Annotated in this window: 16 protein-coding genes; 3 read left to right on the top strand and 13 right to left on the bottom strand. The window is 61.0% G+C overall.

Translation table 11 applies throughout. The annotated features are described in order from the left end of the window. The first annotated feature begins 43 nt into the window (after nt 1-43). Complete coding sequence (locus KKY_RS00150) at nt 44-661, top strand: HAD family hydrolase (RefSeq protein ID WP_014129230.1); 618 nt, start codon at nt 44-46, stop codon at nt 659-661. A 100-nt stretch (nt 662-761) separates the two neighbouring features. Here KKY_RS00150 and upp read toward each other — a convergent pair whose 3' ends face one another. From upp to KKY_RS00085, 13 genes are all read right to left on the bottom strand, one after another. Beyond that, on the bottom strand, nt 762-1,391 hold the full coding sequence (upp, locus tag KKY_RS00145) for a uracil phosphoribosyltransferase (RefSeq protein WP_014129229.1): 630 nt from the start codon (nt 1,389-1,391) through the stop codon (nt 762-764). Nucleotides 1,392-1,418: 27 nt separating this feature from the next. Beyond that, nucleotides 1,419-2,636 (bottom strand): phosphopentomutase, encoded by a 1,218-nt coding sequence (locus KKY_RS00140; RefSeq protein ID WP_014129228.1) that lies wholly within the window; start codon nt 2,634-2,636, stop codon nt 1,419-1,421. Continuing rightward, a complete protein-coding gene (gene deoA, locus KKY_RS00135) occupies nt 2,636-3,955 on the bottom strand; it encodes a thymidine phosphorylase (RefSeq protein ID WP_014129227.1) in 1,320 nt (439 codons plus the stop codon). Before deoA ends, KKY_RS00140 begins: the two co-directional genes overlap by 1 nt. Nucleotides 3,956-4,063: 108 nt before the next feature. After that, entirely contained in the window at nt 4,064-4,354 is a 291-nt protein-coding gene (locus KKY_RS00130) for a DUF6958 family protein (RefSeq protein WP_014129226.1), read from the bottom strand. Nucleotides 4,355-4,481: 127 nt separating this feature from the next. After that, a complete protein-coding gene (locus KKY_RS00125; protein ID WP_041528484.1) occupies nt 4,482-6,851 on the bottom strand; it encodes an aldehyde dehydrogenase family protein in 2,370 nt (789 codons plus the stop codon). Between the two features lie 153 nt (nt 6,852-7,004). Beyond that, nucleotides 7,005-7,994, bottom strand: a complete 990-nt coding sequence (deoC, locus tag KKY_RS00120) for a deoxyribose-phosphate aldolase (RefSeq protein WP_014129224.1) — start codon at nt 7,992-7,994, stop codon at nt 7,005-7,007. After that, on the bottom strand, nt 7,991-8,785 hold the full coding sequence (locus tag KKY_RS00115; protein ID WP_014129223.1) for a purine-nucleoside phosphorylase: 795 nt from the start codon (nt 8,783-8,785) through the stop codon (nt 7,991-7,993). Before KKY_RS00115 ends, deoC begins: the two co-directional genes overlap by 4 nt. Nucleotides 8,786-8,787: 2 nt before the next feature. After that, entirely contained in the window at nt 8,788-9,228 is a 441-nt protein-coding gene (locus KKY_RS00110; protein WP_014129222.1) for a cytidine deaminase, read from the bottom strand. Beyond that, nucleotides 9,228-10,190: an ABC transporter permease gene (locus KKY_RS00105; RefSeq protein ID WP_014129221.1), complete on the bottom strand. Its 963-nt coding sequence runs from the start codon at nt 10,188-10,190 to the stop codon at nt 9,228-9,230. Before KKY_RS00105 ends, KKY_RS00110 begins: the two co-directional genes overlap by 1 nt. 3 nt (nt 10,191-10,193) lie before the next feature. After that, nucleotides 10,194-11,315, bottom strand: coding sequence for an ABC transporter permease (locus KKY_RS00100; protein ID WP_041528483.1), 1,122 nt, complete (start codon nt 11,313-11,315; stop codon nt 10,194-10,196). Continuing rightward, nucleotides 11,312-12,904, bottom strand: a complete 1,593-nt coding sequence (locus KKY_RS00095; protein WP_014129219.1) for an ABC transporter ATP-binding protein — start codon at nt 12,902-12,904, stop codon at nt 11,312-11,314. Before KKY_RS00095 ends, KKY_RS00100 begins: the two co-directional genes overlap by 4 nt. 29 nt (nt 12,905-12,933) lie before the next feature. After that, a complete protein-coding gene (locus KKY_RS00090; protein ID WP_014129218.1) occupies nt 12,934-13,941 on the bottom strand; it encodes a BMP family lipoprotein in 1,008 nt (335 codons plus the stop codon). 189 nt (nt 13,942-14,130) lie between these two features. Beyond that, on the bottom strand, nt 14,131-14,598 hold the full coding sequence (locus KKY_RS00085; RefSeq protein ID WP_014129217.1) for an SRPBCC family protein: 468 nt from the start codon (nt 14,596-14,598) through the stop codon (nt 14,131-14,133). A 157-nt stretch (nt 14,599-14,755) separates the two neighbouring features. Between KKY_RS00085 and KKY_RS00080 the strand changes: the two genes are divergently transcribed. Further along, entirely contained in the window at nt 14,756-15,961 is a 1,206-nt protein-coding gene (locus KKY_RS00080; RefSeq protein ID WP_014129216.1) for a hypothetical protein, read from the top strand. Between the two features lie 17 nt (nt 15,962-15,978). Continuing rightward, nucleotides 15,979-16,929 (top strand): DUF6384 family protein, encoded by a 951-nt coding sequence (locus KKY_RS00075; protein WP_014129215.1) that lies wholly within the window; start codon nt 15,979-15,981, stop codon nt 16,927-16,929. Nucleotides 16,930-16,932: the final 3 nt, after the last annotated feature.

The following is a 16,932-nucleotide window of genomic DNA, read 5'->3' as shown; positions in this document are numbered from 1 at the left end:
GTCCTGAAATGAAATCCCCTCACGCCCCAGCGGGAACCGCACAATGACAGAACCCCTCATCCCCGTATTCGATCTCGGCGGCGTCTTTGTCGACTGGGATCCGATGTACCTGTTTCGCAAGCTGTTTACGACCGAGGAAGAGGCGCAGTGGTTTGGCGATACGATCTGTACCAAGGATTGGAACCTCGAGTTCGACGCGGGCGATATCTATGCTGAAGGTGTTGCACGGCTGATCACGAGATTTCCGCGTTACTGGCGCGAAATCCAAGCTTATGACACACGCTGGAAGGAAACCATCGGCGGCATTTTCCAGGGGACTGTCGGCATCCACAACGAGTTGATCGAAGCGGAGATCCCAACTTTTGCGATCACCAATTTCTCATGGGAGAAATGGGTTTCTGTGCTCGACGAGTGGAGCTTTCTCGAAAAGTTCGACGGAGTTGTCGTCTCCGGACTGGAAAAAATGGTCAAGCCCGATCCGCGTATCTTCCGGTTGTTCTGCGACCGCTACGGGCTTGCGCCGGAGTCCTGCGTCTTTATCGACGATAATCGGGCCAATGTGGTTTCGGCCCGCGCGGTTGGCATGGAGGCCATCCATTTCACGTCACCCGAAGCGTTGCGCGCCGAACTTATCGGGCTCGGATTGCCGCTCAAAAACTAGAGCATTTCAGCGCTTCTTCGAATCGCTTCAATTGCTCTAAGTCCTTGTTTTGTCGCGCTTTCGGACCGGATAAGTGGTGCCCGCTTATCCTGGAAGCGCTTTAGCGCGTGCCGTACATCCGGTCGCCGGCGTCGCCCAGGCCGGGTACAATGTAGCCGTGCTCGTTCAGCTTTTCATCGAGACTTGCAGTAAAGATCGGGACATCGGGATGGGCCGCGGCAAAACGCTCAACACCCTCGGGCGCGGCCAGAAGGCACAGGAAGCGAATGTTGTTGGCACCGCGATCCTTGAGTTTTTGAACCGCCGCAATCGCAGAATTGGCGGTTGCCAGCATGGGATCGACGACGATCACCAGTCGGTCTGCGGCGTCGGATGGTGCCTTGAAATAATATTCGACGGCCTCGAGCGTTTCGGGATCGCGGTAGAGACCGATATGAGCAACGCGCGCGGAAGGGACCAGGTCCAGCATCCCGGTCAACAGCCCCTCGCCGGCCCGAAGGATTGATGCAAATACCAGCTTCTTGCCCTTGAGCGTGGGCGCGCGGGTCGGGCCGACCGGGGTTTCGATGTCGATATATTCGACCTCGAGATCGCGTGTGACCTCGTAGCACAAAAGATGCGCGATTTCGCGCAGCAGCCGGCGGAAGCTGGCTGTCGAAGTATCCTTGCAGCGCATGATGGTGAGCTTGTGCTGGACAAGGGGGTGATCGACGATGATCAGGTTCTGCATGATGGGGCCGCTCTTTTTGTCTTGTCGTTACAGGGCACTCGTGCCGTGCTTTCCCGGCGCGATGCCCAACCAGTGGGCAATTGTCTCGCCAATATCGGACAGAACGGGGCGCAAGCCAATGCTGCCCTTGTCCAAAGAGCGGCTAAATAACAGGATTGGCACCTGCTCGCGGGTGTGATCGGTGCCGGGCCATGTGGGGTCGTTGCCGTGATCGGCGGTGACGACCAGAAGGTCATCGTCCCGGAGTTTGGCGATGAGTTCAGGAAGGCGGCGGTCGAACTGTTCGAGGGCGTCCGCATAGCCGCCGGGGTCGCGCCGGTGGCCGAATTCTGTATCAAAATCAACGAAGTTCGTGAAAATCAGTGCGCCATCGGTTGCCATGTCCATGGCTTCGAGCGTGCGGTCGAACAGCACCATATTGCCCGATGCCTTGATCTTGTGGGTGATGCCGCGCGTTGCGTAGATATCGGAGACCTTGCCAATGGCATAGACCTGCCGGTCGGCCGATTTGAGGCGATCGAGCACTGTGTCTTCAGGAGGATCGATGGCGAAATCGCGCCGGTTTCCGGTTCGTTTGAAGTTCTTGACGTCTTCGCCGAGGAAGGGTCTCGCGATGACGCGGCCCACCCTTAGGGGGGCTGTGAACCTAAAGACGGTTTCGCAGAGTGCGTAGAGGTTTTCGAGACCGAAATGGTCCTCGTGAGCGGCGATCTGGAAGACTGAATCCACCGAAGTATAGAAGATCGGTTTTCCGGTGCGGATCGACTCCTCACCGAAGTCCTCGATGACCTGGGTGCCGGAGGCGTGGGTGTTGGCGAGGGAGCCTTCAATGCCTGCCGCCTCGTAGATTTTTTCCAGCAATTCCAATGGGAAAGCTGGATTTTCGTTGGGAAAGTAGCCCCAGGCGAAAGGGACCGGGACGCCGGCGATTTCCCAATGGCCGGAGGGGGTATCCTTGCCGATGGAGACTTCTCGCCCGACGCCCCAGCGCCCGCCGAGAGGGGTGTTGCTCAGGCCGGGAGGGACGGTGCCGGTGGAGAGTTCGGCTGCAGCGCCAAGACCGAGGCCGTCGAGATTTGGCAGATATAACATACCCTTACGGGTGCCTTCGATGTCGCCGCGGCCATCGGCGCAGGCCTGGGCTATGTGGCCGAGGGTATCGGCGCCCGCATCGCCGAAATCAGCGGCGTCGGGGGCACCGCCGATGCCGAAACTATCGAGCAGACATAAAATGGCGCGGGGCATCACTGGCCTCCCTTGGGCGAAATTTCACTATAGATAACAGGATGTTCTGGCGTATCCTCGTCGATTGTGTAGGCCGCCAGCAGCCGCTTTTCGGCTTCCGCGGCAGTGGCCTCGTCGCGGGCGTGGATGCGGGCGATGGGGGTTTGGGGATCGACTTTCGTGCCGATGCCGGCGAGGCGATCAAAGCCCACGTGATAGTCGATCTTCTGGCTCGGGTCGGTGCGGCCTCCTCCCAGAACGACCACCGCCATGCCCACGCCGCGCACATCGATATGGGCTACACGCCCAATGGACACTGGGTGCACTTCCCTTACCACGCCCACTGGACCGGGCACATATTTTTCCAAATCGTGCCAGGACCCTAGCGCATTCGCCATGGCAAAAAACTTCTCGGCGGCTGCACCACTGTCGAGTGCAATCTTTGCGCGGATAAACCCGTCATCATAATCGAGTGCCATGCCGCCGAGGACAAGTCCGTGGGCGCAAAGGGCGAGCGTTACCTCTTGGAGGCGCGGGTCGCGATGGGAGCCGGTGAGAAAATCGATGGCGTTTTTGCCCTCGAGCCAATTGCCCGCCGCAGAGGCGAGCGGCTGGTTCATGTCGGTGATGAGCGCGCCAGTTTTCAAACCCGCGCCATTGGCGACTGAAACGAGGCTTTCGGCCAGCCCCATGGAGTCGTCGAGGGTCTTCATGAAAGCACCCGAACCAGACTTGACGTCGAGGATGAGTGCATCGAGCCCGGCGGCGAGCTTTTTGGAGAGGATCGATGCGGTGATGAGCGAGACGTCCTCGACGGTCGCGGTGACGTCGCGGATGGAATAGAGCCGCCGGTCGGCCGGGGCGAGATCGTCTGTCTGGCTGATAATGGCACAGCCGACACGCTTGACCACCCGGCGCAGCGTGTCGATGTCGGGATTGGTCATGTAGCCGGGGATGGAATCGAACTTGTCGAGCGTGCCACCGGTGTGCCCGAGGCCACGTCCGGAAATCATCGGGACGTAAGCGCCGCAGGCGGCCAGGATCGGCGCAAGCATCAATGAGACGTTGTCGCCCACTCCGCCGGTCGAGTGCTTGTCAATGGTGGGGCCATCGAGATCGGACCAATCGAGCACGCGGCCTGAATCGCGCATGGCGAGGGTTAAAGCCACGCGCTCATCAAGAGTCATGTTCTGGAAATAGACGGCCATGGCAAAGGCGGCGGCCTGCGCGTCGTTGACGGTGCCCGAGGTGAGCCCGGCGACGAAGGCGAAAATCTCGGCCTGCGACAATTCTTTGCCATCGCGTTTTCGGGCGATGGTTTCTTGAGGGAGAAGGGTCACAGAGAAAGCCCCCTCATCCGACGCTTCGCGCCACCTTCTCCCCCGAGGGGAGAAGGAAGAGGCCGCAGGGGCTCGTCCATGATGCCAACGTGTTCATAAAGATCGACATCAGACCTTGTGGAGCCGGACGGGAGCCTTGGGCGCGCGCTTTAAGACGCCCTTGGCTTCGAGATCGAGCTGGACGCATTTGAACCACCAGCCGGCTTTTTCGCCGCCGGGAAACAGATCCTGGGGCAGATCGGGCTTGATGGCGGCGATCAGATCGGCCGGGGTGGCGCCCGGTTCAATTGTGGGAATGTGTTTCATCACCGCTTCGCGGACCGCCATATATTTGGCCTTATCGACCCGCGTCTTATGGTTGGGGGAGGTGAAGTTTTCGACCTCGATCTTCTCGTTCATGGTTCAGGCTCCGATCTTAACCGCCCAGGTTTGCGTGTGTCGCTGCCCCTGCCCTGGATTTCGGGGATAAACCCCGGAATGACAGTTGGGGATATGGAGAGGGCGTCGTCAAATTGCCCTTTTGGTATCAGGCTCCGTACGGCACCCAGACATTTTTGATCTGGGTGGCTTTGCCTAGGAGGTAATCGCCCTCCAGTGCCGGGTCGGCCCAATCGAAGGCCAGTCCGCGCGTGGTCCAGCTTTGCTTGACGTTGCCAGCAGAGAGCTTTTCGATTTCGGTGGAGTCCGCCAGAGAACCGGCGAACCAGATGCCGTCCACGCCATCGTGTTCGGCCAGGGTTGTGGCCAGCGATTTCGCATCGCCGGTGACGATGTTGACGACACCGGAGGGAACATCAGAGGTTTCGAGCACCTGATAGAAATCGGTGACGGCCAACGGATAGGCCGACGAGGGGATCAAGACCGTGGTGTTGCCCATGGCGATGGCCGGGGCGAGTAGGGAAACGGCACCGAGCAGAGCGCTTTCGAGCGGGGCGGCGATGCCGATAACGCCAACCGGTTCGACCATCGCCACCGCCATCATGCGGGCGGGCGGATTGTGCACGGCACCATCGAACTTGTCGGCCCAGCCGGCAAAGGCAAACAGCCGCTCGACCGAAAGATCGACCTCGCGCCGCGCCGCATTGGCCGAGGCGCCGGTCATCGACCGGATGCGATCGGCAAATTCGGTTTTGCGATAGTCGAGATTTTCCCCGAGATAATAGAGTATCTGGGCGCGGTTATGGGCCGTGGCATTGCTCCAGCCCAAGGCGGCGCGCGCCGCTTCGACAGCGTTGCGGATGTCCTTGCGGTTGCCCTCTCCCACTTCGCCCAGATGCTTGCCGTCGGCCGACAGGACGGGCCTCGCATAGCCTGAATCGGGGCGCGCCTGCTTGCCGCCGATATAGAGCTTTGCCGTGCGGTCGATGCCGGTCGTTTCGCTCGCATCTGCAGGGGTGGGCAACTTGAGATCGGGGGCGGCTTTGAGCTTTTTCTCCCAGGCGGGCTTGAGGTAGGCGGCCATGCCTTCCCTGCCCCCTTCACGACCGAAACCTGATTCGCGATAGCCGCCAAAGCCAACCGCCGCGTCGAACTGATTGGTGGAATTGATCCACACGACGCCGGCCTTGATCTGGGGGGCGATATCGAGGGCGAGATTGATGTTTTCGGTCCAGACCGAAGCGGCGAGACCGTATTTGGTGTTGTTGGCCAGCGCCACCGCCTCCTCGGGGGTGCGGAAGCTCATGGCGACGAGGACGGGGCCGAAGATTTCTTCGGACGCCAGCGTATGGGCCGGAGAAATGCCGGTGACCAGCGTTGGGCGGACATAGCACCCTTTTTGGGGCATATCGCCATCGGGCGAATAGAACTCGCCACCCTCGGCCCTGCCGGCCTTCAAAAGATCGAGAACCCGTTCGACCTGCACGGGGGCAACCAGCGCGCCGATATCGATGGATTTATCCAGCGGATCGCCGACGCGCAGGGTTTTCATGCGCTGCTTGATCTTGGCGATAAAGGCGGCTTCGATACTTTCCTGGACCAGAAGGCGCGACCCCGCGCAGCACACCTGCCCCTGGTTGAACCAGATGGCATCGACCAGCCCTTCGACGGCGCTGTCGAGATCGGCATCCTCGAACACGACGAAGGGCGACTTGCCGCCCAGTTCAAGCGAGAGGCCCTTGCCCGAGCCCGCCGTGGCGCGGCGGATGATCTTGCCCACTTCGGTGGAGCCGGTGAAGGCGATTTTGTCGATATCGGGGTGGGTGACAATGGCCTCGCCGGTTTCACCCGCGCCGGTGACGATATTGACGACACCCTTGGGAAGGCCGATGCGAGCGCAGATTTCGGCGAACAGCAACGCGGTCAGCGATGTGAATTCGGCGGGTTTGAGGACAACCGTGTTGCCCGCCGCGAGGGCCGGGGCGATCTTCCAGGCCAGCATCAGCAGCGGGAAATTCCACGGAATGATCTGACCGCAAACGCCATAGGGCACATGGTCGGAGAAGGATTTGGAAAGATGCTGAGCCCAGCCGGCGTGATGATAGAAATGCCGGGCGACGAGCGGAATATCGATATCACGGGTCTCGCGAATCGGCTTGCCATTGTCGAGGGTTTCGAGAACCGCAAACAGCCGGCTTTCCTTCTGAATCTGGCGCGCGATGGCATAGAGATATTTGGCGCGCTCAAAGCCGCTCAGTTGCGACCAGCCGGGGAACGCGGCGCGGGCCGCTTTGACGGCCTTATCGACATCGGCTTTGCCGGCTTCGGAAATGTCGGCCAGCTTTTCGCCATTGGCCGGATTGGTCGAGGCGAAAGTTTTGCCCGGCCTGGTGAAATCGCCATCGATGAAATGGCCGAACTTTCTGCCGTGCGCGGCCAGCCAATCGAGGGCCGGGCCGGGCGCTTCGGGAGCCGCGCCGTATTCGAGGGTTTCAAAAATTTCCGCCACAGTACTCATTTTCTTTCTCCGGGCTTTGGAGCCCCTAAACTCGGCGTGTTATCCCAGACCGGACCACTCAAGGGGCCGGTGTCTGGAGAAACGCACACTGGACCCCGGGAATAAATCCGGGGGTGACAGCGGGGATGGGTGAAGCGCAGGGAGCCATGGCGCTCAGGCCATCGCGAAGCGGTAATCGGCGGCGTAGTGGCCGGTGATGCCGTGTTCGATCTGGCGTTCGATATCGGTCAAAAGCGAGGAGGCGCCGAAGCGGAACAGGTGCGGTTCGAGCCAGGTGCGGCCCAGTTCCTCGCGCATCAGCGCCATGTAGGTCAGCGCGTCCTTGGCTTTTGAAATGCCGCCGGCCGGCTTGTAGCCGATCTCAATGCCGGTCTGTTCATGGAACCAGCGGATCATGCGGACCATGGCCAGAGAGGTGGGCAGGGTCGCGTTGGTCTTTTCCTTACCGGTCGAGGTTTTGATGAAATCGGCGCCGGCCAGCATGCAGACCAGCGAAGCCTTGGCGACATTGGTCAGCGTTGCCAACTCGCCAGTTCCCAGGATGGTCTTGATGTGGGCTTCGCCACAGGCGGCGCGCATAGCGCGAACCTGATCGTAAAGCCCCTGCCAATCACCGCTCAGCACCATGCCGCGCTCTATGACGATATCGATTTCGCGCGCTCCGTCCTCGACCGAGGCCTCGATTTCCGCGAGGCGGATTTTAAGCGGCGTGAGGCCGTGCGGGAATGCCGTGGAAACCGCGGCGACCGGGATGTTGGTGCCCTCGAGTGCCTTGACGGCGGTTGCAACGAAATTGTGGTACACGCAGACGGCGGCCGGGGTGATGCCGAGCTTCTTGACGCCCATGGCTTCGATGAGATCGGCGCGGATGGGGTTTCGGGCCTTGGCGCACAGACGTTCTACCCGGCCCGGCGTGTCGTCGGAATTGAGCGTCGTCAGATCCATCAGTGAGACGGCTTTCAAAAGCCAGGCGAGCTGGTGGTCCTTCTTGACGGAGCGGCGGGCGCCGATGGTTCCGGCGCGGCGTTCGAGCGCCGAGCGGTTCATGCGCACGCGCTCGACCCAATCGAGATCGAGCGGGAAGCCCGGATTACGCTTGTGGCTGGTGGCGTGGCTTTGGCTGTCGACGATCTTGAGACTCATATCTCCTCCATCAGCGCCGGGATGAGGCGCTTCAATTTCTCGGCCCCGTATTTCGCCACGTCCTTGGTCTGGGTGTGCGAGATGACCTCCTGGGCCATGCCGGCGCCCATATTGGTGATCGAGGAACAGGCCCAGACTTTCAGGCCCATGAACCGCGCCAGGATCACTTCGGGGACCGTGGACATGCCCACCGCGTTGGCGCCGAGTGTCTGGGCCATGCGGATTTCGGCCGGCGTTTCGAAACTGGGGCCAGAATACCACATATAGATGCCCTCCTTGAGCGCGATTTCGAGGCGGGCGGCCGCCGCGTGGGTCGTGGCGCGCAACTCGGGGTCGTAGGCATCGACCATGTTGACGAAGCGGGCGTCGGTTTCCTCGCCAATCAGCGGATTGATGCCGGCGTAATTGATGTGGTCGGCGATCAGCATCAGATTGCCGGGCGGAACGTCGCGATCGAGCGAGCCGGCGGAATTGGTGAGCAGGAGGGTTTTGGCGCCCAGCTCGGCAAGGGTTTGAAGCGCCGGGCGCATGGCGGCGGGGTCGCCGTGCTCGTAATAATGCTGGCGACCGGTGAGGATGGCGAGGCGCTTGCTGCCCATCTGGCCAATGAGCAGGTCCTTGCCATGGCCGGAAACGCCGCCCTGGGGAAAGCCCTTGAGATCGGCGAAGGGGATCGTAACCTTGTCGGTCAGCAGGTCGCCGATGTCCGAAAGGCCCGAGCCCAGGATCAGCGCGGCATCGATGGGGGTATCGCCCGCCAGATTGCGGATGGTCTTTAGTGCCTTGGCCATTGTCAGTGCCTTATGGTTTTCGCATTTGCTCCGGTGGACCTCCCCATCCGATGCCCAGAGCTAGCGGCCCAGAAACTCCGGGCCGAAAGAGTGCGGCAGGAGTTCACCCAGCGTCGTATGGAGCGGTTCTCCTTCGACCCCGAGGCAGATGACCGGGGGCGGCCGCCGCCGCAGGGGGTAACGGGGGTTGTGCCGGGGCCCGTCACGAAGATCTTTTCGATGCGCTTGCCGCCGCCGGCCAGCATGGCGGCAATGGCCGAGGGTTCGGCGCAATTGCCCACGGGGTAGGCGGCGTTTTCGACATTGCAGCCCGAATAGATCTTTCCGTCATCGGCCAGGATCGCTGCGCCGACATGGAAGCCCGAATAGGGCGCGTAGGCGCGGGCGCGGACGGTTTCTGCGGCGGTGAAAAGAGCTTTGTCCTCGGGGGAGAGCGTTGCCATCACCTCTCCTTGACGTAGGGCTGGCCCGAAGCCTTGGGCGCGATGGCGCGTCCGACAAAGCCGGCGAGCAGCAGGATGGTCAGGATATAGGGCAGCGCCTGCATGGCCTGTGTGGGCACAGGGCCGATCAGGGGGAGATCGACGCCCTGCAGACGGTACTGCATGGCTTCGAGAAAGCCGAACAACAGGCAGGCGCCGAGCGCGGGATAAGGCTTCCATTTGGCAAAGATCAGCGCGGCAAGCGCGATATAGCCGCGGCCCGAGCTCATTTCACGCGAAAAGCTCGCGGCCTGAGCGGTCGAGAGATAAGCGCCGCCCATGCCGACCAGGACGGCGGTTATCGCAAGTGCCTTGTAACGCAGAACTGTCACCGACATGCCGGCGGTGTCGAGCGCCTTGGGGTTTTCGCCTACAGCGCGCAGGCGCAGGCCGAAGCGGGTGCGCCAGAGTACCCATGCGGTGAGAGGGACGGCCAGAAAGGCGAGGTAGGTGAGGATTGTATGGCCCGATAACAGCCCCGAATAGATGGGGCCGAGGATGGGGACGCCAGCCAGTTCGCCCGCGAACGGCAGTTCAATACCGTAAAAGCGCGCACCGCCGGACAGGGCGGGCGTGTTGCCGCCGCGGCCGAACCATGCGGCGCCGAGAAAAACCGTCAGGCCCGAGGCGAGGAAATTCAGCGCCACGCCGGAAATGATCTGGTTGCCGCGGAAATTGATCGAGGCGAGGCCGTGTACAGCCGAAAACATCAGCGACACGCCGATGCCGGCGAGCAGGCCAAGCCAGACATTGCCGGTGACCGAGGCTACGACGGCGGCGCCGAAGGCCGAGCCGAGCAGCTTGCCCTCCAGCCCGATATCGACGATGCCGGCGCGCTCGGAATAAAGGCCGGCGAGGCAGGCAAGGATCAGCGGGGTCGAAACGCGGACGGTGGTGATGAGAATGGAGATGATGTCTTCCATCGCCTATGCCCCCTTCTCTTGAGCCACCGGGTCGGGCTCTTGTCGGTGCCGTGCGGCGAGAAAGGCAAATTCGACCGGGCGGCGGAGCATGTTGCTCATGGCGCCGGTAAACAGGATCACGAGCGCCTGGATGGTGACGATCATCTCGCGCGTGATGGCGGGCATTGTAAAGGCCAGCTCCTGGCCGCCCTGATAGAGCACGCCGAACAGCAGGGCGGAGAGTCCCACACCGATGGGGTGAGCCTTGCCCATGAAGGCCACGGCGATACCGACAAAGCCGGTGCCCGCGACATAGCCCAGGATCAGGCGGCCATGGGCCCCGGCGGTGTCATTGACGGCGACCATTCCGACCAGCGCGCCGGAAATGGCCATGGTGGCCATAATGAGCTTGGCATTGGACATGCCGGCATAGCGCGCGGCGGTACCGTTATGGCCCATTGTGCGCAGCGCGTAGCCGAATTTGGTGTGCCAGATCAGGACATAAACGCCGACAAGGGCCAGAATGGCGAGAATGAACGAGATGTTGACCGGCGTGTTGCGCAGCAGCGGTATCCATTCGGACAGGAACGGAACCCGGGTCACGTCGGCAATGCGGGCGCTCTCGTCGGAATTGATGTTTTCGGGCTTTAGAATGCGCGAGATGATGTAGCTCATCATCGAGGTGGCGATGAAGTTCATCATGATGGTGGTGATAACCACGTGGCTGCCGCGCTTGGCCTGCAGATAGCCGGGAATAAAGGCCCATGCACCGGCGAAAAACGCCGAGGCGATCATGATGAGCGGCAGAGCAAACGCCCAATGCAGACCGCCGACGGCCAACGCAACCAGAATGGCGCCGAGCCCGCCGACATAGGCCTGCCCCTCGCCGCCAATATTGAACAGCCCGCCATGGAAAGCGACCGCGACGGCAAGACCGGCAAAGATGAAATTGGTGGTGTAATAAAGCGTGAAGCCGAAGCCGTAGCCATAACCGAAAGCGCCATAGAGCATGATGCGCACGGCTTCGATGGGGTTTTCGCCGACGATCAGGACGACGATGCCACCAATGATGAAGGCCAAAGTGACGTTGAGTACCGGCAGAAGGATGATATCGACCCAGCGGGGCAAGGGCATGGACGCACTCATTGGCTCGACTCGGTGGAGTTGGCTTTCTCGCCGGCCCTGACCCCGGCCATAAGCAGGCCCAGCGCGCCCTCGTCGGCGGTGGCCGGGTCGGCTTCGCCGACGATCTGGCCATCGAACAGGACGACGATGCGGTCGGACAGCGAGCGGATTTCATCGAGTTCGACGGAGACCAGCAGGATGGCCTTGCCCGCATCGCGCATCTTGATGATCTGGTTATGGATAAACTCGATGGCGCCGATATCGACGCCGCGGGTCGGCTGGCCGACGATCAGAACGTCGGGGTCGCGCTCCATCTCACGGGCCAGGACAATCTTTTGCTGATTGCCGCCGGAGAAATTGGCGGTCTTGAGATCGGCATTGGCGGGGCGGATGTCGAATTTCTCGATATGGCGCTGCGCCTCGGCGCGGGCCGCCTTGACATCGAGCATCAGGCCGTTGCCGTAATTTTCGTGGTAGCCGAGAATGGCGTTTTCCCACTCGAAAAAATTAGTGACCAGCCCCATGCGGATGCGGTCTTCAGGCACATGGGCCAGACCGTTGCGGCGCAGCATTGCGGCGCTGTCTTCGTTGACAGCGGTGACATCATGGCCGTTGACGGAAATGGTTCCCGATCTCGCCGCGCGCATGCCCGCGAGGCACTCAAGCAATTCGGATTGCCCGTTGCCTGCGACGCCGGCCACGCCGAGGATTTCGCCGGCCCGCACTTTAAGCGACACGCCCTTGAGGCGCTCGGTGCCGGCATCGTCGGTCACGACAAGGTCGTTGACATCGAGCAGCACATCCCCGGGTCGAGCCTCTTCCTTGTGGACACGCAACAGAACGCGGCGGCCCACCATAAGCTCGGCCAGTTGCTCGGGGTTGGTTTCCGATGTCACCAGCGATTCCACCATCTGGCCCTGACGCATGACCGAGACCGTATCGGTGATGGCCATGATCTCGCGCAGCTTGTGGGTGATCAGTATAATGGTCTTGCCCTCGTCGCGCAGCGTCTTGAGCACCTTGAACAGGTGATCGGCTTCGGCAGGGGTGAGCACGCCGGTCGGCTCGTCGAGGATGAGTATATCGGCGCCACGATAGAGCGCCTTGAGAATTTCCACCCGTTGCTGCTGTCCGACCGAAAGGTCCTGGACCAGCGCATCGACGGGAACATTAAGCCCGTAATCGTCGGCCAGGCGCTGCAACTCGCGGCGCGCCTTTTCGACGCTGGGACGCAGCAGCGCCGAGTCCTCGGCGCCCAGGATGACGTTTTCTATGACCGTGAAATTGTCGACCAGCATGAAGTGCTGGTGAACCATGCCAATGCCGAGAGCCAGGGCATCGGAGGAATTGTGGATGATGACCGGGCGACCATTGACCACGATCTCGCCGCTGTCGGCATGATAAAAGCCATAGAGAATCGACATCAAGGTCGATTTCCCCGCGCCGTTTTCGCCCACGATGCCGTGTACCGTGCCGCGCGTGACCGCCAGGTCGATATCCCTGTTGGCGTGAACCGGTCCGAAGCTCTTGTTGATCTTTTTCAGTTCGATCGCCAGAGAGGTTTCAGCGGCCGGGGCCGGTCGCTGAACGTTTTCGGTGTGCGTGTCCATTTTCGGACCCTTCCCTTAGAGGGGGATTATCAGACCGGGCAGGACTCGTCTTCGCGATAGTCATGAACGACGATCTCACCGGAGATGATCTTGGCGGTGATGTCATCGACCGTTGCGCGCATCTCATCGGTGATGAGGTCGGCGTTGTTATCGTCGAAGGCTGCCCCGACGCCATCTTCGGCAAGACCGAGAACCTGGACGTCGTTCGTCCATTCGTCATTGGCGAAATCTTCGAAGGCGTTATAGACCGCAACGTCCACGCGCTTGAGCATGGAGGTCAGAACCTGCCCGGGGTGGAGATGGTTCTGGTTTGAGTCCACACCGATGCCGAGAACGCCGGCGTCGGCCGCGGCCTGAAGCACACCCACACCGGCGCCGCCGGCTGCGTGATAGATGACGTCCGCGCCACGATCGATCTGGCTGCGGGCAACTTCGGTGCCACCGCCGGGGTTGTTGAAAGCGTCAAAGCCGGTGCCGATGGCAGTTTCGATGACTTCAATGTCGGGGTTCACATAAGCCGCGCCCTGCTTGTAGCCGCAGCCGAAGGCCTGGAGCAGCGAGAAGTCGAAGGCGGGAATGAAGCCAATAGTGCCCGATTCGGTGGCCATGGCAGCCAGCGCGCCGACGAGGTAGGAACCTTCATGCTCCTTGAAGACCACAGAGCGCACGTTTTCGATGTCATCAACGACGGTGTCGATGATGAGGAACGATGTGTCGGGAAAATCGGGGGCGACGGCGCGCAACGCAGTTTCCCAGCTAAAGCCCGGCAGAACGATGGGGTTGTTGCCGCGCGCTGCAAACTGGCGGATCGCCTGTTCGCGCTGGGCATCGCCCGTGATTTCGAGGTCCTGATAATCCTGGCCGGTTTCCGTCTTGAACAGTTCGGCGCCATTATAGGCTGCCTCGTTGAACGAGGCGTCGAACTTGCCGCCGCCGTCATAAACGAGCGCGGGATCGGCAAGGGCCGTACCGGCCAGAAGGGTGGTCAGGGCGACGCCGGCCAGGGCGGCGATGCCAGTCTTTGTTTTATTGGACATGATTGATGCTCCCTATTCACGGGCTGCAGAAAGGGGCCCGGCGACGGCCGGTGCATTTCCACGCGCGATGGGTTCAGATACAATCGCGCAAACAAAGCGGACGCAATAGAGAATTTCGGTTTTTTGACCATTTGGGCAAAAAATTTTGGGATTGCGGTAAATCGCGGCGATCTCGCGCGCAAGCAAGCGCTACCCTTGCGGGTCGAGGGGGACGATCTTGGCGCCCATGGCGTTGCCGAAGCGCTCAAAAAAACCATCGATGATCTTCTGGGCCGAATTGCCGACGATGGCCTTGCCCAGCTTCATGATCTGACCCGATGCCCCTCCAGTGGCCGAAAAACTCAGAAGCGTTGCGGTATCAAGATCGATCAAACGGATATCGGCCGAAGCCTGGGCTTTGCCCAACAGACCACCCCTGCCCTGCCCGGTCAGCGTGTAGCTGATGGCCGGATCGATGTCAGAGAGAAGCAAATCACCTTTGAAGGTCGGGCGCGCGACCCCCAGGTTCACGGCAATTTCCAGTTCGAGCCCGGTATCGGACACCCAGTGGATGGACTTGCAGCCGGGTATGCAGGCCCTTAGCACTTCGGTGTCATTGAGCGCATTCCAGACTGCGAGCCGGTTTGCATCGACCCTGTAACGTCCACCGAAATCCAAGCTTGTGTCCTTTATTTAACTCAAATCCGCTCTATGCGGCTTTTTGGCACCAATAGCCGAGAAAACAGCCACCCATAGTGCATGCACAATTGTCTTATCCCTTGGCAGGCGGAATCATGTCACCACATCTGGCAAAGTTGCAACAGGGACGTGGGCAATGAGCACCGAGATTACCCAAACCGAAGCTCCTCAGCTTATGGACAAGCCGCTCCAGTATCTGGACAAGGCCGTAGCGGCGATCAAGGACCTCGGGCTGTGGCCCGAGGGCGAGCCCGGCGAGGCACCGATCACGGGCCTGCTCGCCGAAATCACCCATCTCGACGACACCAAGGTGATCCTGATTGGGCGCGTCCTGACCCAGGCGAGTGCCTTTAACGAGGTTGTGCGCACCCAGGTCGCCGCCATGAATGTGGGCGAGCGCTATGAGGACATCACAAAATCGTTCAACTCGATTCGCGACGACGCCAAGGGCATGGTCGACCAGCTCGAGGACGGCAAGATCGACATTTTCGAACGAGCCTCGAATGTCTGGATGAAGGTGTCGCGCGGCGACATCGCGGCGCGGTTCGACAAGATCCGCGACACTTATCTCGACGTCTCGAAAGACACCAAGGACCAGATCGACCGCGAGCACACGATTCTCGAGGCCTATCGCGACTTCCGCGGCGCGCTCAAACAGGCCGAGGTGATGGCGCTCGAAGTGCTCGAGATCGCCAGCGCACAACTCGAGCAACGCAAGGCGGACCTCAAGGCAGCGACGGACGCGCTCAACGCCTTTACCGAGGGAACACCCGCCGACCGCGCACGGTTGGAAATGGCACGGGACGAGCGGGTGCGTGACCTGCAGAACGAAGAGCGCCGCTACCAGATCGCCAAGGATCTTTCGGACAATCTGACGATTTCCTATTCGACCTCTGAGGTCATCATGGCGCGGCTGATGCAGACGACCAACGCCAAGGAACGCGTCTATCAGCAGTCGATCTCGTTCTTTTCGACCAATGAAACGGTACTGACGGCACTTTCGGCATCATTTACCGGCCTGTTCGGGCTCCACGAATCCACCGAGACGCTCAATGCCATGAAAGAGGGCATGAGCCAGAGTCTGGAAACGCTCTCGGAGATCGGCGGCAAGGTGCAGGAAGAGGCGCTGAGGGCCGGGTACGGTCCGACAATCCGCGCCGATGCGGTCAAGAAGCTCGTCGACAGCGTGGTCAGCTACCAGGAAAAGAGCATTACAATCATCGCAGAGATGCGCGATCAGGCCACCAAGAACTCGGCCGAAATCCGCGATGCCGTAGAAGATGGCAAGAAGCGGCTGGCGACCCTCGCCGCCGAAGGCAACGCCCTCATTTCGGCCAGCTAGGACACGATAACCCAATTATGGCAAGCGGTGGGGCAATAGGGGGTCAGACCGGCAAGGCGCCTCTGGACGACGTGATGCTGGCCATGGACGTGGTGGATACGCTGCGCCATGAGGACAATCTCGTCGCGCGCGAGCTGGGCGCCTCGTCCCGTGAAGCCGAGTTGATCGAGCGCCTGCGCAGGATCTATCGCGACCAGGGGATCGAGGTTCCCGACCATATCCTCAAGGAAGGCGTAAAGGCGCTGGCCGAGAGCCGGTTCACCTATACGCCACCGCCCGACAATTTTTCCACCCGGCTGGCCAGGGTCTATGTGAACCGGCAACGCTGGGGACGGCCGGTGCTGATCGGGGTGGCGCTGCTGGCGGTGGTGCTGGGCGGGTATTTCCTTGTTTACCGGCCCTATCAGGCCGGCATGAAAGCGGCGGCGCAATTTGAACTGGCTGAAGGCCTGCCTGCCCGGATGGACGAAATCTACCAGCAGATCTTCAACGAGACCAAGGTGCAGTCAGCGCTCGAAGTTGCCGAACCCTGGGTGGAGCGCGGCAAGGCGGCGGCCGAGCGTGGCGACCGCGAGGGCGCGCTGGCGGCTATCGAGCAGCTCGAAACCATCCATTCCACCCTGCTCGCAGAATATTCGATCCGCATCGTCAACCGGCCCGGGGAATCGACGGGCATCTGGCGCTTCCCCGAGAACAACACGGCGGCGACCAATTATTACCTGGTCGTCGAGGCCATCGGTCTCGACGAGGAACTGGTGGCGCTGCCGATCACCAATGAGGAGACCGGGCAGACCGAGGAGGTTTCGACCTGGGCCATCAGGGTGCCTGAAGTCACCTATGAGGCGGTACGTGCCGATCGCCAGGATGACGGGATCATCCAACGCAATATCCTGGGCATCAAGCAATACGGTTTCCTTGATACCGACTACGCCATGCCGGTTCTGGATGGGGCGATTACCCAATGGTGAGGC

This window comes from Pelagibacterium halotolerans B2, assembly GCF_000230555.1.
GTDB lineage: Bacteria > Pseudomonadota > Alphaproteobacteria > Rhizobiales > Devosiaceae > Pelagibacterium > Pelagibacterium halotolerans.
The sequence above is the reverse complement of the archived record's forward strand: the minus strand, read 5'-3'. Positions and strand labels throughout refer to the sequence as shown.

Coding starts and splice junctions, on each gene's coding strand:
- upp (WP_014129229.1), bottom strand. CDS start 1,391: ATGCAGAACCTGATCATCGTCGATCACCCCCTTGTCCAGCACAAGCTC.
- KKY_RS00090 (WP_014129218.1), bottom strand. CDS start 13,941: ATGTCCAATAAAACAAAGACTGGCATCGCCGCCCTGGCCGGCGTCGCC.
- KKY_RS00110 (WP_014129222.1), bottom strand. CDS start 9,228: ATGGCAACGCTCTCCCCCGAGGACAAAGCTCTTTTCACCGCCGCAGAA.
- KKY_RS00075 (WP_014129215.1), top strand. CDS start 15,979: ATGGCAAGCGGTGGGGCAATAGGGGGTCAGACCGGCAAGGCGCCTCTG.
- KKY_RS00095 (WP_014129219.1), bottom strand. CDS start 12,904: ATGGACACGCACACCGAAAACGTTCAGCGACCGGCCCCGGCCGCTGAA.
- KKY_RS00125 (WP_041528484.1), bottom strand. CDS start 6,851: ATGAGTACTGTGGCGGAAATTTTTGAAACCCTCGAATACGGCGCGGCT.
- KKY_RS00080 (WP_014129216.1), top strand. CDS start 14,756: ATGAGCACCGAGATTACCCAAACCGAAGCTCCTCAGCTTATGGACAAG.
- KKY_RS00100 (WP_041528483.1), bottom strand. CDS start 11,315: ATGAGTGCGTCCATGCCCTTGCCCCGCTGGGTCGATATCATCCTTCTG.
- KKY_RS00105 (WP_014129221.1), bottom strand. CDS start 10,190: ATGGAAGACATCATCTCCATTCTCATCACCACCGTCCGCGTTTCGACC.
- KKY_RS00140 (WP_014129228.1), bottom strand. CDS start 2,636: ATGCCCCGCGCCATTTTATGTCTGCTCGATAGTTTCGGCATCGGCGGT.
- KKY_RS00115 (WP_014129223.1), bottom strand. CDS start 8,785: ATGGCCAAGGCACTAAAGACCATCCGCAATCTGGCGGGCGATACCCCC.
- KKY_RS00150 (WP_014129230.1), top strand. CDS start 44: ATGACAGAACCCCTCATCCCCGTATTCGATCTCGGCGGCGTCTTTGTC.
- KKY_RS00130 (WP_014129226.1), bottom strand. CDS start 4,354: ATGAACGAGAAGATCGAGGTCGAAAACTTCACCTCCCCCAACCATAAG.
- deoC (WP_014129224.1), bottom strand. CDS start 7,994: ATGAGTCTCAAGATCGTCGACAGCCAAAGCCACGCCACCAGCCACAAG.